This is a genomic window from uncultured Slackia sp., assembly GCF_959608125.1.
In the GTDB taxonomy this organism is placed as follows: domain Bacteria; phylum Actinomycetota; class Coriobacteriia; order Coriobacteriales; family Eggerthellaceae; genus Slackia.
Map to the genome: position 1 here is coordinate 1 of NZ_CAUHPG010000033.1, position 15657 is coordinate 15657.

A 15657-nucleotide genomic window follows, 5' to 3' on the forward strand; every position below is an offset into this window, starting at 1 on the left:
GTTCAGTATAAGAACCATCCTTAGTATCGGAAACATACCAAGTTACCGATACGTTGGCGGTCACGTCCTTGCCCGTGCTCACGCTTGTCAGGGTACGCGCCTGCACCGCCGCCCTCACGGCGTCGCCCGTGGCGAGCTGCGTGGTAGAGCTATTGGCCTGAGGCGTCGTGGTGACGCGCAGAAGCTCGTATTCGTCGGCGCCCACCACCAAATACGGCGCACGGGAGCCATCGGTGCTCGAGACCGTATTGTCGCCCGACGAAACCGTCACGGAAAGATACTTGCCCTTGAGGCCCTCGGTCAGAACCAAGCGGCCGTCGGCAGGGTCGTAGCCTTCGATGGGCACGCCCTTGGCATCGCGCGAATCGGCCGCATACCAGGCGTACGTCAGCTTCGCATCGCTCGGCGCGGGCTTTTCGGAGTAAGCGCCGTTTTTCACCTGGGCCTGGGGAACGATGGTGTTGCCCGTCTGGAAGCCCTGGCCCTCCCCGCCGTCGGGCGACGTGGCAGACAGCGTCACGGACGAAAGCGTATACACGCCCGCCTGCGTGACGGGACCCGCAGGATCGACCGGCTGCGTGCTGCCGTAATAAGGCTTCTTCGTGCTGACGACGGCATTGGTGCTGACGGCCTTCACGCGCACGTACGTGCCGAGCGAAGAGACGCCGTCGGGATACGTTTCGGGAACGGCGAACGTCTTGCCGGTAGCGCCCGCAATGTCGGTGAAGGAGGAATCGGCCGTGGTCTTGCGCGTGGCGTACTGCCACTGATAGCTCACGGTGTCGGACGGATCGACCGGCGCGGTGTACGAAGACGTGCTTCCCGGGGCCGTGACCGTCTTTTTCGCTACGGCATCCAGAACAAGGCCCACCTTGGCGGTGCCTTGCACCTCCACGCTATGCAGCTCCACCGCACCGGGCATGGACACGGCCTTCGTCGCCGAAGAATACCTGATACCCATGCCGCCATCGGCTGCGGCGAAAATGTATTTGCCCACATAAGAGGCGTCATCGGCCGGCACCGTGAACGTAGAACCGGTCGCACCGTCGATCTTGGTTTTGGCGGCGCTCGGATACGACGTGTCGGCCGTATACCACGACCATGCAAGCTTATCGCTCGCCGTGACATCGGATCCGTCGTCGGCGATCGCTTTCGCCGTCACCGTGGTGCCGGCGGGCAGGGCGGAGCCGTCCTGGCCGTCATAGGAAAGTTCGACCGTCTTCACCGCCACCGCATCGGCGGGGGCGATGGAGCCTTTCATCTCTCGACTCTTCGAGCTGTCGCCCGACGTCACGATGCACTTCAGGTATTTGCCGACATACGATTCAGGAATGACGAACGACGCCTTATGGACGTTGCCGTCGGTCAAATCCTCGTATGCGCCGTTGCTCGAATCGGCGATCTGCCAGGTGTAGCTCAAGGCGGACGAAGGGATTTCCGTAAGGGATCCCGTCTGGTCTTTCTCTTTGGCTATGGCGCCCAGCGTTTGGCCGGCCTTGAACCGCCCGTCGTACGAACTGCCATCGCGCGTCAGCGCGACGCTGTAGACCGTATAGGTGCCGGCCTTCTTGAAGGGGCCGACGGCCGCATAGTTCACGGCGCTGGCGGAAGGAACCTCGTTGATGCCCGCGGTGGCGGTGGCGACAACCCAACGGCCCGCGAAATCATCGGGCACCGTGAACGTGCTGCCCGTCTGACCTTCGATGACATGCCACTCGGGCTTCGAACCGTATTTCGAAGGATCGGCGTCGGTCCATTTCCAGGCAAACGTGACGCCCTCCGTGGCCTCTTCACCCTTTCCCCAGCCGCTTGCGTTCTTCTTGAACGCATGGGCGGTCAGAACGGCGCCCGTCTCCAATCGCGCAGGCTTTTCAATCTCCAAAGAATGCAGCTCGTAAGCGCCGGCGGCCACGATCGGCACGATCGACGTCTCGGCGGTCTTTCCGCCACCGTCGGCGACCACCTTCAAGAACTTGCCCACGGCGTTTTCGGGAACCGTGTAAACGTCGCCCGTCGCCACTTCGGAAAACGCGCCCGAACGGGAATCGGAAATCTGCCACGACAGCGTGACGCCGTCTGCCGTCTGCAGCGGCGCGGTTGCAGCGCCCGGTTTCCAGCCTGCGGCCTTAAGGACATCCCCTGCCGCCGCGGCCTTCACGTCCTGCTGACGGCCGGCGTTTTCGAACTCGGCGTCCGCCTTGACCACATGCGCCCATTCAAGATTCGTGGTGCCAGGGGCAAGAACGGGGCCGGGAACGCGAATCTTTGAAAGAGAACCGCCGCTGAAAGATGCGGGGCCCCACAGCGTCGTGCCGCCCTCCGACACCGTAACGGCGATGTATTTTCCTGCAAGCTCTTTGGCAAGCTCATCGGTCAGCGTCAAGCACTGGTCCGTTTGACCGGCGATGGGCGCGTAATCGGAAGGCTTATCCGACTGAACGTCGGAAGCCATCCACTGATACGCCCAGCCGCTTTCGGCGGAAACGCCGTAATCCCAGTATTCCCATTCATCGTAAGCGTAAACGTTCGCCCACATCGAGACGCCAGAAGAAAGATCGCCCTTCGTGTACGAATACGAATCGTCGATATCCTTGCCGTCCTGGATCATCACATAGTAATCGGATTGCAGCGCCACGGCCGCAGGGGCATCCGCGGCGTCGGGCGCGGGGGCGCTTTCGGAAGGAACCGAGGTCTCGGGCGACGCAGGAGCCTGCTCAGGTCGGGCCGGCGGCTCGGGCTGGACAGGAGGCTCGGGCTGCGAAGGCGCAACGGGTTCGAGCGCTCCATCGGCGGGAATCTCGGGCTCGGCCGGCTGCACGTCGGAATTGCCCGAGGAATCCTCGGGCAGCGGCGCGGTCTCGACGACGCCCGCGTCGGCGGGCGATGCGGCAGCGGCCCATGCATAGGTAGGCGTGAGGGATGCGGCCAAGACGAACGACAAAAGCACAGCGAGCACCTTGTGCAACAGGCTCGCTGTTCTCGTCTCGGACGCACGAACGATGGTTCCGTGCATGCGGACACCTTTCTTCTCCAGGGCGGCAGACGGCAGGTGTTCCGACTCATCGTCGCGTGCGGGCGCAATGGCAGGCGGCGACATACGGACGAAGCCGTACGGCGGGCACGGACGAATTACGGTTACTGGCATAGCCGGGGATTCGCACCCCGATTCCCCTGAAAACCCTTCGGTTTTCTGCGCGATGGGCGCATCCGTCGTGGCCATCTTGTAATTCCGCGTCATTGTAGCATCATGCAAGCGCGGCTTCGCGACCGACGAAACAAACGCACAGTTCGGCGCGGCGGAACGCGGGAACAAAACGCCGCGGGCGGACGGAGCGCCGCGGCGCAGAGACGGACCGGCGCCGCATCGGACGACGCCGGCAAGGGGCCGATGCGTCGGCGGAGCGCGCGAACAAGCACGTCGACGGGCCGACCTGATACACTTGCACGCCGAACGAAAACGGAGAAAGGAATCGCATGTACAACGCGAAGCAGGTCATCGTGGTCAGGCGCGATTTGAAAATGCGCAAGGGAAAGATCGCGGCCCAATCGGGACACGCGTGCGTCGAGGCCGTTCTGATGGCGCTCGCGAAAGAAGACCGCCTCTCCGACGTGCGCGTCGAAGACGGCTGGGTGCAACTGGCGGACACGGGCCGCGACGCAACGCCGCTTTCCGAATGGTTCGCCCGCGGCGTCGCCAAGATCTGCGTCTATGTCGATTCGGAAGAAGCCCTGATCGACCTGGCGAAACAAGGAGAAGACGCCGGATTCTGCGTGGCGCTGGTCCAAGACGCGGGACACACCGAGTTCCATGGCGAGCCGACCTACACCTGCCTGGCGTTCGAGCCGCTCTACCCCGAGCAAATCGACCCGATCACCGGCGAACTGCCGCTGTACTAGCAGGCCGGGCGCGCAAGGCCCTCGCCTTGCCGCCGCAGCAAGGCGCGTAGGATCCATGCATCCTACGCATGATAGATATATCTCAAACGATCCCCTGCATCATCGGGCACGATTTCGATCACGTCCTCGAAGATCGCCGTCTGGCGGTCGTCAATGGCGCGGTCCTCGTGGTAATGCCCGAAAAACCACCGACGATAATCCAGCCTGCGCTCGACGTCCCCGAGGAACAACGTCAGCTCGTCGTTTTCATACATCGGATTCAGCTGACGCTGCGCCGTGCTGGCGGCGCAGTGCGTCAGCACGTAATCGACCTTCCACCCGTGCGCATCGAGGGCCGCCCAGGCGACGGCGCGCTCTTCGGACGAAGGGATTTCCTGAGGCCACCAGCTTATATGCGGCGTACGGCGGGCCTTGTCGACCGATCGGGCCCCACCCATGCAGAAAAACGAACGCCCTGCGATGTCGAACACCTGGCCACGCATTAAATGAAGCACCGAATCGTTGACACGATGCACCATACCGCCATGCCACCGTTCGACGTCCATGGCTTCGAGCATGTCGAAATTCTCGTGATTGCCGTCCACGAAAAGCGTGGTGAACGGCTTTTTATCGAGCCAGCGCAACCAATAGAAGTATTTCGATCGATCGGCCCACACCAAACCGAAGTCTCCGCATACCACCAGATAGTCGTCCTTATCGAGCTCACGGCCGACCGAAAACGTCTTATTGAGCCTGCCGATCTCGCTCGCGCCATGCGTGTCGCCCGTGATGAAGATTCGATTCGCCACGACGAAATCCTTTCCTGCAGCGTCGAACAGACGCATCCCGCCGCTCGCTCATCGGCTCGGCGGCAGGCGTTTTAGAAGAACATCGCCTTCAATCCGATAAGCACCAAAACGACGCCGCCGACAATCTGCGCCTTGTCGCCCAAAACGCTGCCGAACCTTTTCCCGAGACCCAAGGCGACGAAGCAGCACGCGCACGTAGTCAAGGCGATGATCGCCGCCGATACGGCGATATCCACATTGACGGCGCGCAAACTCACGCCTACTGCGAAAGCATCGATGCTCGTGGCGACCGATTGCATCAAGATGACGCCCGCCGTCAAACGCTCGGCCTCGAGAGAACGCGACGCCTCGGGGCCGCACAGGGCGCTTACGCCCTCTTTGATCATATTTCCGCCGATGATGCCCGGGATGACCAGCGTGACGATACCAGCATAGGTTTCGATGATATCACCGACGATGCCGCCGAGAAAAAATCCGACCAGCGGCATGAGCCCTTGGAACACGCCGAATGCGATCGGCAAGGCGAACAGGCGAGCACGCGATGCGCCCTTGTAGCAAAACGCGTTCGAAAGCGTGACGGCGAATGCGTCCATAGCCAGGGCGAAACCCAGCACGACGATTTCGATTACGCTCACAGCATGAGCCCCTGTCCCCACTGCATGACTGCGCACACGAAAATGGGCATAAAGGCGGCAGGAAGGTAATTCGCCACCTTGATATCGGTCAGCTTCAGCATATTCAATCCGATGGCAAGCAGCAGGAGGCTTCCCGCGCACACCATTTCATTGATCACGACATCCGTCAAAAACGGTGCGAGCAGGCTGGCCCCCAAGCTCAAAACCGCTTCGTAGGCGAAAACCGCCAAACCGGAAAACGGCACGCCCACGCCGAGCGTGGTGGCCATGACCATGACGACCACCATATCGATGACCGCCTTGGCGAACAACGTGGAATGGTCGAGCTGCAAGCCGCTTTGCAGCGATCCGAGAACCGCCATGGAACCGATACAGATGAACAAAGATGCCGAGATGAAGCCGTCGGAGAAATTTCCGAGAGCGGTCGACCCCTGGAAAGCATGGTCTATCTTGGCCTGGACCCAATCGCCGAAACGATGTATCCATTTGTCGATATCGAGAGCGAATCCGATCAGGCCGCCGATAACGATCGAAAGAACCGTCACCACGACGTCACCGCCCTTGACCATACCTTGCACGGCAACCAGGATGACGCATAGGCCAAGCCCCTTCATGAGGAAGTCTCCCAAATCGTTCGGCATGCGACGCTTGAAAAGCAAGCCGAGTACGCCTCCGAAAACGGTCGCAAGGCCGTTGACGAGCGATCCGAGAATAATCATGCGTGTTCCTTTCCTGCAATCGAAAACGCACACGCCGGCCGTCGGTCGGCGCCTGCGATATGAAAGCAAAAAGCGCGGAACGGACCGCGCCTTCAGCATTCTACTCTTCGATGCGCTTTTCAGACACCTTCGAACGTGTCGACACCTTACGCTTGACGACCTTCGGCTCATCGAACGTAGCTGCGATTTCCTTGTCGAGCTTGGTAAGGATGGGCAATGTGCCCAAAAGGACGCCGCCGATCGACACCACCACGCCTGCGATGATGAACCAATTCGCAACGCCGGTGAACTCTGCACATGTGCCGGCGAGCGCAAGGCCTATCGGAGAAGAAAGCGCCGAAACGGTGGTGAACAAGCCCATAACGCGGCCCATTTTCTCGGGAGGGACGCGTTTCTGCAGCACGGCGAGCAAAGGGCCGTTGAAAAACGCTTCGATCACGCCCGAAACGCCCGTAAGGATGACGAAGAACATGAACATGTCGGGCGTCAGCAAACCGGTCAGCACCAAAATGATGCCGGCGAAAAATCCCGACAACGCCACCAGGCGCAACAACCGGCGCCCGCCGCCCCACACGAACAAAATGCCCATGCCGACAAGCGAGGTCACGCCATAGGCCGCCTCGACCGTCGATGCCATATAGCCATCGCCGTTGAACTGGTCGTACGTCATCAGCGGGAACAAGGAATTGATGCCCGCATACATGGCCATCACACCCATGACGATAGCCGCCATGACCAGAAGGCCGCGGTCGGCGTTCAGGGTTGCAAAACCCGCCTTGAGGCTCTTGATGGGATGACGCGCCTCGTCGCTCGTGTCATGGAAGTCGGGAATCTTGGCCGTAGCAATCGTGGCGACGGCCAACGCGCAACCCAAAGCATTAAGGAAAAGCACCATCTGGAAGCCGATGACAGTGTAGAGAAATATGCCGAACACCGGGCCTACGATCAAGGCCATCGACCACAAACTCTGATTGAGCGTGTTGATGCGCACGAGATGGCGCTTGGGAACGAGCAGGGGCATGGTCGATTCCATAGCAGGGATATGGAAAGCCTGGCCGACGCTGCGCAAGGCGCTCATGACCAAAACCAACTCGACTGACACATGGCCCATGAAGATGATCATGCCCATAAGCAGCGCCATCGCGCCGACAAACGCATCGGCCGCCATAAGCACGTATTTCCTATTGAACCGGTCGGCCACGACGCCGCCGATCGGAGACAAAAGACCTTGAGGCAACATAGAGCACAGCGATGCGATGGCCAGCATGAACGCCGAATCGGTGGTTTCGGTGACATACCAGACGCCCGCATACATAGATGAGTACGCCGTTAGGATCGAAAACGCCTGGCCAATCCAGATCGTAACGACAATACGCTTCCAATTTTGGGGAAGACCGGGTTCTTTCGCTTTCGAATCGTCTTCTATCCTGTGCTCGGCTTTCTCTTCGGCCCGCTTCTCGAGAGTGCTCATACGACCTTCCGTTTACGCTCGAATATCTCCTTTCGCCTGATACTAGCAAGCGCTGGAAAACGCCGCCACATCGAACGACCCGGCAAGCCAGCGATTCCAGATTCCCTTCATTTCAATAAACGGGGAACATGCAGCATCGAGCGGTATCTTGCGGACTAGCCGGCGACGCGGCCTGGCGCCCTCGATCGCATTTTCCGAAGCTCGGCTTCGGCCACGGGCCCCTATGCCTTTCGACCGCCGCCATAAGCGCTCTTGCGGCCGGCGGCGAACGCGCTTCCCTTGCGCGCCGTTTTCTTCAAATCGGCCAAAACGTCTTTCTCCGCCGTTCCCTCGACCTGTGCGCGCAGCTTGACCACTTGATCGCGCAGGCGAGCCGCCTCTTCGAAATCCATGCTCGCGGAGGCAGCAGCCATCTCTTCTTCCATGCTGGAAATCACACGCATGACCTCGGAACGGGAAAGCTCGGCAAGGGTCTTGTTCACGTCTTCGGCGCTTCCGACCTCGTTGCCATTGCCGTCCGACATAAATCCCATGACGTCGTTGATCGCCTTGCGCACCGTTTGCGGCGTAATGCCATGCTCCTCGTTATATTGCATCTGCAAAGCGCGGCGGCGGCGCGTTTCGGAAATGGCCCGATCCATGGAATCCGTGATTTTATCGGCATACATGATCACCTGACCCGACGCATTGCGCGCTGCGCGGCCGATCGTCTGGATGAGGCTGCGATGATTGCGTAGGAAGCCTTCTTTGTCGGCATCCAAAATGGCCACGAGGCTCACTTCGGGCAGGTCGAGACCTTCACGCAAGAGGTTGATGCCCACCAGCACGTCGAATTCGCCCCTGCGCAAAGCACTGAGAATTTCGACTCGCTCAAGCGTCGCGATATCGGAGTGCATATATCGAGCGCGAACGCCTTGGTCGAGTAGATGGTCCGTCAAGTCCTCCGCCATCTTCTTGGTAAGCGTGGTGATCAGGACACGCTCGTCGCGCTCGGCACGCTCTTTCGCTTCTTCGATGATGTCGTCGATCTGGCTGGCGATGGGGCGCACGATGATTTCGGGGTCGAGCAAGCCCGTAGGACGAATGATCTGCTCGACCTGATTCTGCGTGACCTTTTCTTCATAATCTCCCGGCGTGGCCGACACGTAGATGAACTGAGGAATACGCTGCTCGAACTCGTCGAAACGCAAAGGCCTGTTATCAAGACAGCTCGGCAGACGGAAACCGTGCTCGGCCAGCGTGACCTTGCGGCTGCGATCGCCCTCATGCATGCCGCGAATCTGAGGCACGGTAACATGGCTTTCGTCGATGATGCAGAGGAAATCGTCAGGGAAGTAGTCGAGTAGCGTGTAGGCGGGCTCGCCAGGAGCACGACCGTCTAGATGGCGTGAGTAATTCTCGATACCGCTGCAAAAGCCCATGGTTTCAAGCATTTCCAGATCGTAGTTCACGCGCATCTCCAAGCGCTGGGCCTCGAGCAGCTTGCCTTCTTCTTTGAACTGGGCGAGGCGATCGCGCAGCTCCTCCTGGATACTCTTAATAGCGCGGTCCATCTTGGGGCGGGCCGTAACATAGTGAGATGCAGGCCAAATAGGCAGTGCTTCGTATTCGTTGAGCACCTCTCCCGTCACGTTGTCTATCTCTTGAATGCTCTCGATTTCATCGCCCCAGAATTCAATGCGCACGGGATTGTCCGCATACGGAGGGAACACGTCGAGCGCATCGCCGCGAACGCGAAACGTGCCGCGTTTGAGCTCGTAATCGTTGCGATCGTATTGGATGTCGATGAGTTCGTGGATGACGTCGTCGCGCTCTGCTTCTTTCTCCTTGTCGAGAAACACCGCCATGCCCGCGTAATCCATCGGCGAACCGATGCCGTAGATGCAGCTGACCGATGCCACCACGATGATGTCGCGCCGCGAAAGCAGACTCGACGTGGCCGCATGGCGCAGCTTTTCAACCTCTTCGTTAATCGAGGCATCTTTTTCGATAAACGTGTCGGTGGAAGGAACGTAAGCCTCGGGCTGGTAGTAATCGTAATAACTCACGAAATACACCACGGCATTGTGCGGAAAGAATTCCTTGAGCTCAGCGGCAAGCTGGGCGGCAAGCGTTTTATTAGGAGCCATGACCAGCGTGGGCTTCTGCACGGCCTCTATCACCTTCGCCATGGTGAACGTTTTGCCCGAGCCGGTGACGCCGAGCAGATTCTGGTAGCGCAGGCCGCGTCGCACCCCATCGGCCAACCCTTCGATAGCTTGGGGCTGGTCGCCCGCGGGCTCATAGGGGCTCTCCACGCGAAACGGCGTGGAGGCAAGCCTGACCTCGGGAAGCTTCCCTTCCATGGAAGCGCCTTCTATATTCTGCAGATGAGATGACATGTCTTTGTCCTTCGACTCGAAAACGACGCGCGACCAGCGTACCATAATTTCATTTTTATGAACATATGTTCGTAAAATAAGCTATGATAACGGCATCGCGACGACACCTTGAAAACCGCATGCAAACATCAATTCGCATCCATGCCCCACGAAGGAAGGTACCTGACGATTTTCGCCATGCCGGCGATGCGGCGGCCGTTCAAAACGTCTACCAGCCCCTCAACCGCCTCGAGAGGCACGCCGCCCGACGTGAACGAACGCAGCGGCATATCCGCCGCCATCTCGCTCATCATCGCCCTCGTCTCCGGGCTCATGCGCGCAACCGTCTTCGCCATCAGCATATCCACGACGCGAAATGCCTGGCGTCCGATGAAGGTGGAACTCATGTCGCTTACCGGCGAATCGATCGTGAAAGGACGCAGCGGACGGCGCGCAGGCATGGCCGGGCCCATCAACCTCACGAACGCCGCATCGGTGAAGCATCCTGGCGCGACCCGCTCGTAGCAAGCAGGAACATCATGCACGGCATTCGAGTCGACTCGCCGCTCATCAATGGAAAACGGCCCCGATCCCGTCGTAAGCGTCACGGACGATGCAAGGCGCGCGTCGCGGCTCGATGCGCAGAACGACGCCTCGTACTCCCCCGCCTCGATACGCCAACGGTGCTCGAAAACATCCCAGAAACGAAACGACGTCTCGTCGAGGCGCATACGCACGCGCTTTCTCTCTCCAGGGGCAAGATTCACGGAGGCGAAGGCCGCGAGGCGACGCGCTTCCGCGAAGCCGGAACGCTCGGGAGGCGCCGTATAGAGCTGCACGACCTCGCGACCCTCACGCTCTCCTACATTTTCCACCACGCACGACGCCTCGAACCCGGCTCCGCATACCGTTATGCAGGGCTCTGAATATTCGAATGCGGTATAGGACATGCCGAATCCGAACGGATACGCGGGCTCCACGCCTGCCGCGTCGAAATACCGATAGCCCGTATAGATGCTTTCGCGATACAGCACCTCATGATTCATATCGGGAAAGCCCGTACCCAACGCGGTATCCCGAAGAGCGACGGGCCACGTTTCCGCAAGTTTGCCGGAAGGGCACGTCCGCCCGAGCAGGATATCGACCGTCGCACGTCCCCCCTGGCAGCCCGATAGATACATCAGCAGCACCGCCGCAGGCTTCGCACGCCACGGCATCTCCATGGGGGAACCGCCCTGCAGCACGACGACGGTACGGGGGTTGGCGGCGCACACCGTCTCGATGAGCGCGCGATGCCCCTTGGGCATCACCATGAGCTTGCGATCGAAACCTTCCGACTCGAAGCGGTCGGGAAGGCCCGCGAACACCACGGCCACGTCGCTCTCCGATGCGATGCGCGCAGCCTGAGCCAGCATCGTCTCGTCGGTGTCGCCCATCACGGCATCGTAGCCCTGCGCGTAGGAGATTTCGACGCCCGCATTCGCCAAAGCGCTCCAAGAGTCGTCGAGATGAACAGGGTTGATTTTCGAAGACCCGGCCCCCTGATATCGGGGGAGAAGCGCGAACGACCCGATCACGGCGACCGACTCCGTTCCCTTCAGGGGAAGTATGCCGTCGTTTTCAAGCAGCACGGCGCTTTCGCACGCCGCCTTGTACGCGACGTCGGCATGGCGCTCGTAATCGCACGAATACGGCACCTCGCGTCCGATGCGCGCCTTGCGCGCCAACTCGATTACGTGACGCGCCGCATCGTCCAAGGCGACACGGGACAAGCCGCCTTTCGAAACGGCCGAGACGAGGGCGCGCGCATGATCGGGTCGCGGCCCCGGCATGCAGAGGTCCAAACCCGCAGCGACCGACGCGACGCTCGAACTCATGGCGCCCCAGTCGGTAACCGTCAAACCGTCGAAACCCCACTCGTCACGCAGCACGTCTTTCAAAAGCCAGGAATGCTCCGAGCAGTAAACGCCGTTCAACTTGTTGTACCCCGTCATGACCGCCCACGGCTTCGCCTCGCGCACCACGCGCTCGAAGGCGGGGAGATAGATTTCGCGAAGGGCGCGCTCATCGATCACGGAATCGCCCACCATACGCGCATGCTCCTGGTTATTACCCGCGAAATGCTTCACACAGGCGCCGACGCCACGGCTCTGTATGCCGCGCACCATCGCGGACCCCAGAACGCCCGCCAGCAACGGGTCTTCGCTGAAGTACTCGAAATTCCTACCGCACAGGGGGCTGCGCTTCATGTTGACGCCCGGGCCCAAAACCACATCGACGCCCTGGTCGCGCGCCTCTTCGCCGATGGCCGCGCCCACTTCCTCCACCAAGGCTTCGTCAAACGAGCAGGCCAAAGCGCTGGCCGTAGGAAAACAAGTAGCGGGGACGCTCTCGTGGATTCCCAGATGGTCTTCGCCTTTCTCCTGTTTGCGAAGCCCATGGGGGCCGTCGGAAAACACCACGGCGGGAATGCCGCGACGTGCGATCGCATGCGTCTTCCAGTGCGTCTCCCCCGCAAGCAACCCCGCCTTTTCGACCGTGGACATGGAGGATACGACGGCATCGATGTTCATCTCGCCCCCGTTCTGCGGACTCCCTGCCCTCGTCCGGTCAAGAAGCCCGTCGCGTTCTCGTCAAAGGTACCATCGGAAAAATTGTACCCGCCCGCACCCGTAAAGCGAGTGGACAGGCAATGCGTTGACGAACGGACGAGAAGCGTTCGCCGAAACGACGATCATCGCACAAGAGCGCTCCACACCTGCGCGACCGCCGCCCGCACGTCATCAAGAGTCGATGCGTTTTCGATCACGTAGTCGGCGATGGACTCGCGCCGCTCGTCAGTCGCCTGACGCGCGATGCGGGCCCGCACGTCGGCTTCGCTCTGCTCGCCGCGCGCGCACGCACGTTCGATACGCAGGGATTCGGGGGCGCTCACCGCAACCACGGCATCGGCCCACGAGAACGCCTCGCGCGTCATGTCGCCCGAGGTCACCTCCACCACCACCGCGTCATGCGCCGCACCGAGCTCGTCGATGCGGCGAAAACACTCGTCCATGATGGCCGGATGGGTGACGGCATTAAGCGCTGCGGTGTGCTCCGCCGTATCGAATGCGGCGGCGGCCAGGGCGGGACGCGCCACCGCGCCTTCGGAATCGAAGATTCCCGTTCCGAAGGCATCGCGAAGGGCATCTTTCACCGCAGGCATGAACAGTACGTCATGGCCGATATCGTCGAGCTTCACGACGCCCGCGCCCGAATCCTCGAACATCCCGCATACCGTGGATTTGCCGGATCCTATGCCTCCGATCAAAACGACCTTCTTCATGCCTTCGTCCTTTCCCTGACGCCTCCGATGCCTGATGCACGAAGCGCCGCCCTCGCTGCGGGACGGCGCTTCCGATATCACGATTCTAACAACGCTCGGCGATTTCTCGAATGAGACGCACCGTATCGTCCCAGCCGATGCAAGGATCGGTAATGGACTGGCCATAGGTCATGTTGTCGCTGATATCCTGACGGCCTTCGACCAGATAGCTCTCGATCATGACGCCCTTGATCAGCTTCCTCAGGTCCGCATTGTGCTTGCGCGTATGGGTGATTTCGCCCACGATGCGAATCTGCTCCTTGAACTTCTTGCCCGAATTGGAATGGTTCGTATCCACCACCACGGCGGGGTTGCTCAAGCCCTGCTTCTGATACATCTCCCAAAGGCGCATGCAGTCTTCGTAATGGTAGTTCGGAATCGTGGTTCCGTACTTGTCGACGCCGCCGCGCAAGATGGCATGGGCAAGCGGATTACCGTCGGTCGACACGTCCTGGGTCCGGTAGATGAAACGCTGGGGGCTTTGCGCGGCAACCACCGAATTCAACATGACGGACAAATCGCCGCTCGTAGGATTCTTCATGCCCACAGGAGTATTCATCCCCGATGCGGTCAGGCGATGCTGCTGATTTTCGACCGAACGGGCTCCAACGGCCTCGTACGAAAGGATGTCGTCGAGATACGTGCGGTTCTCCGGATACAGCATCTCATCGGCAGCCGTCAGACCGCTTTCCTTCATAGCGCGGATATGCATGCGACGAATGGCCCTGATGCCTTCGAGCAAATCGGGGTCGCCCTCTGGATCGGGCTGGTGAAGCATGCCCTTATAGCCGACGCCCGTCGTGCGCGGCTTGTTCGTATAGATACGCGGAATCAGAATGAGCTTGTCGGAGACAAGCGGCGCCAAGGCGCCGAGCCTGCTCACGTATTCGCATACCGAATCTTCGTTATCGGCCGAACACGGACCGATGATGACGAGGAATTTATCCGACTTCCCCGTCAGCACGTCGCGGATTTCCGCGTCGCGGCGCGCTTTGAGCTCGACCAGGTCGTCGGAAAGAGGATACTCCTTCTTCAAGTCGGCGGGTTCGGGCAGAACCTTGTTCACATGCATGGCCATCTTCGATTCTCCTTCCAAACGCACCGTAAAATCCAAGCGCGATGCGGCCGCCCCTTAGCGCCGCACTTCCTCTATCACGCCGGCGGCAAGCACGGTGTCCCCATCGTAGAAAACGGCGTATTGTCCAGGCGCCGTGGTCGCCTGAGGCTCGTCGAGCAACACGTCGACCGTCGAAGGCGACCCATCGAGCGCGACGGACGAGACGATACGGCACGCCACCGCAGCCTGACGATAGCGAAGCTTCACCGAACACGGATACGATCCATGCTCGACACAGGCATCGGAGATGCGCTTCGCCGTGCCCGCCTGCCATGCCACATCGCGCACACGCGCGCCGACGATCGAAGCGCCCGACGCGAAGGCCACGACAAGCTCGTTAGCATCGGCTCTTTTATCGATCACGTAATACGGCTCGGGGGCGCCGCCGATATCAAGGCCTTTTCGCTGTCCGATAGTGTAGCGATGCAAACCCTTGTGCCTCCCTACCACGCGACCATCGCTCGTCACGATGTCGCCTGGATGCTCGACAAGGCCCCGATCGGCAAGAAAATCCAAATGAGAGCCGTGAATAAAGCAGATGTCCTGGCTATCCGACTTCGAAGCCACGGGAAGGCCCCACTGCGCCGCGAGCTCGCGCACGCGCGCTTTTCCTTCGGTCAGAGTGCCGAGGGGAAGCACCAAACGAGCAAGCTGCTCCTGCGATAGCATCGAAAGCATGTAAGACTGATCTTTCGGCGCAAAAGCCGAACGCGCGACGGCAAGACGCCCGTCCTGTCGGACGATACGCGCGTAATGGCCCGTCGCAACGAAGCCGCATTCCAACTCGTCGGCGGCTTCGATCAACGAGGGTATCTTGCACGAACGATTGCAGACGACGCACGGACTAGGCGTGCGACCCGACACGTACTCTTCGACGAAGGAATCGACCACATTGCAGGCGAAACGATGCGTGCAATCTTTCAGCACATGCGATATGCCGAGCTTTTCGGCCACTACACGCGCATCCTCGGCCGCCTGACGCGCGTTTTCGTCATCGACGAAGATGCACGTCACGCCGACCACGTCGAAACCCGCATCCATCAGCAGCCGCGCAGCCACAGAAGAATCGACCCCTCCGCTCATGCCCAAAACGACGCGCGAAGCAGGTTGCATATCGATATGTTCTACGAATGAAATCACGGCGTCATTCTAGATCAAGATGCCGTACTTTAGCATGCGATAGCGATTTTTCCTTAAATTCACGGAACCTCGAACGCAAAAAAAAAAAAAGCGACCCCGAAGGGTCGCTTTTTCATGAGCGAAGAATCAGGCGCGCGATAACGTGAAATTATTCGGCGTCAGCAGC

The 15657-nt window shown here is 60.1% G+C and carries 10 protein-coding genes, 1 pseudogene and 1 riboswitch; of the genes and pseudogenes, 1 reads left to right on the forward strand and 10 read right to left on the reverse strand.

The annotated features are described in order from the left end of the window. A pseudogene (locus Q6E04_RS08700) lies at nt 1-3013 on the reverse strand (hypothetical protein); the annotation flags it as partial. A 13-nt stretch (nt 3014-3026) separates the two neighbouring features. Next, nucleotides 3027-3227: riboswitch (cobalamin riboswitch) on the reverse strand. 247 nt (nt 3228-3474) lie between these two features. Between Q6E04_RS08700 and pth2 the strand changes: the two are divergent. Continuing rightward, nucleotides 3475-3897: an aminoacyl-tRNA hydrolase gene (gene pth2, locus Q6E04_RS08705; RefSeq protein WP_303250385.1), complete on the forward strand. Its 423-nt coding sequence runs from the start codon at nt 3475-3477 to the stop codon at nt 3895-3897. Between the two features lie 62 nt (nt 3898-3959). Here the strand turns inward: pth2 and Q6E04_RS08710 are convergent, their stop codons facing one another. The 9 genes from Q6E04_RS08710 to mnmA all read right to left on the reverse strand — a co-directional run bounded on the left by Q6E04_RS08710 (nt 3960) and on the right by mnmA (nt 15464). Further along, nucleotides 3960-4685, reverse strand: coding sequence for a metallophosphoesterase (locus Q6E04_RS08710; protein WP_303250386.1), 726 nt, complete (start codon nt 4683-4685; stop codon nt 3960-3962). Nucleotides 4686-4756: 71 nt separating this feature from the next. Further along, entirely contained in the window at nt 4757-5320 is a 564-nt protein-coding gene (locus Q6E04_RS08715; RefSeq protein WP_303250387.1) for a manganese efflux pump MntP family protein, read from the reverse strand. After that, complete coding sequence (locus tag Q6E04_RS08720; RefSeq protein ID WP_303250388.1) at nt 5317-6039, reverse strand: DUF554 domain-containing protein; 723 nt, start codon at nt 6037-6039, stop codon at nt 5317-5319. Before Q6E04_RS08720 ends, Q6E04_RS08715 begins: the two co-directional genes overlap by 4 nt. A gap of 100 nt (nt 6040-6139) precedes the next feature. Next, nucleotides 6140-7510, reverse strand: coding sequence for an MFS transporter (locus Q6E04_RS08725; protein ID WP_303250389.1), 1371 nt, complete (start codon nt 7508-7510; stop codon nt 6140-6142). 221 nt (nt 7511-7731) lie between these two features. Further along, entirely contained in the window at nt 7732-9891 is a 2160-nt protein-coding gene (uvrB, locus tag Q6E04_RS08730) for an excinuclease ABC subunit UvrB (RefSeq protein ID WP_303250390.1), read from the reverse strand. Nucleotides 9892-10019: 128 nt separating this feature from the next. Then, nucleotides 10020-12443, reverse strand: a complete 2424-nt coding sequence (locus Q6E04_RS08735; protein ID WP_303250391.1) for a glycoside hydrolase family 3 protein — start codon at nt 12441-12443, stop codon at nt 10020-10022. A gap of 161 nt (nt 12444-12604) precedes the next feature. After that, a complete protein-coding gene (coaE, locus tag Q6E04_RS08740) occupies nt 12605-13195 on the reverse strand; it encodes a dephospho-CoA kinase (protein WP_303250392.1) in 591 nt (196 codons plus the stop codon). A gap of 85 nt (nt 13196-13280) precedes the next feature. Then, nucleotides 13281-14312 (reverse strand): 3-deoxy-7-phosphoheptulonate synthase, encoded by a 1032-nt coding sequence (locus Q6E04_RS08745; protein ID WP_303250393.1) that lies wholly within the window; start codon nt 14310-14312, stop codon nt 13281-13283. A 54-nt stretch (nt 14313-14366) separates the two neighbouring features. Then, on the reverse strand, nt 14367-15464 hold the full coding sequence (mnmA, locus tag Q6E04_RS08750) for a tRNA 2-thiouridine(34) synthase MnmA (RefSeq protein ID WP_303250394.1): 1098 nt from the start codon (nt 15462-15464) through the stop codon (nt 14367-14369). Nucleotides 15465-15657 lie beyond the last annotated feature (193 nt).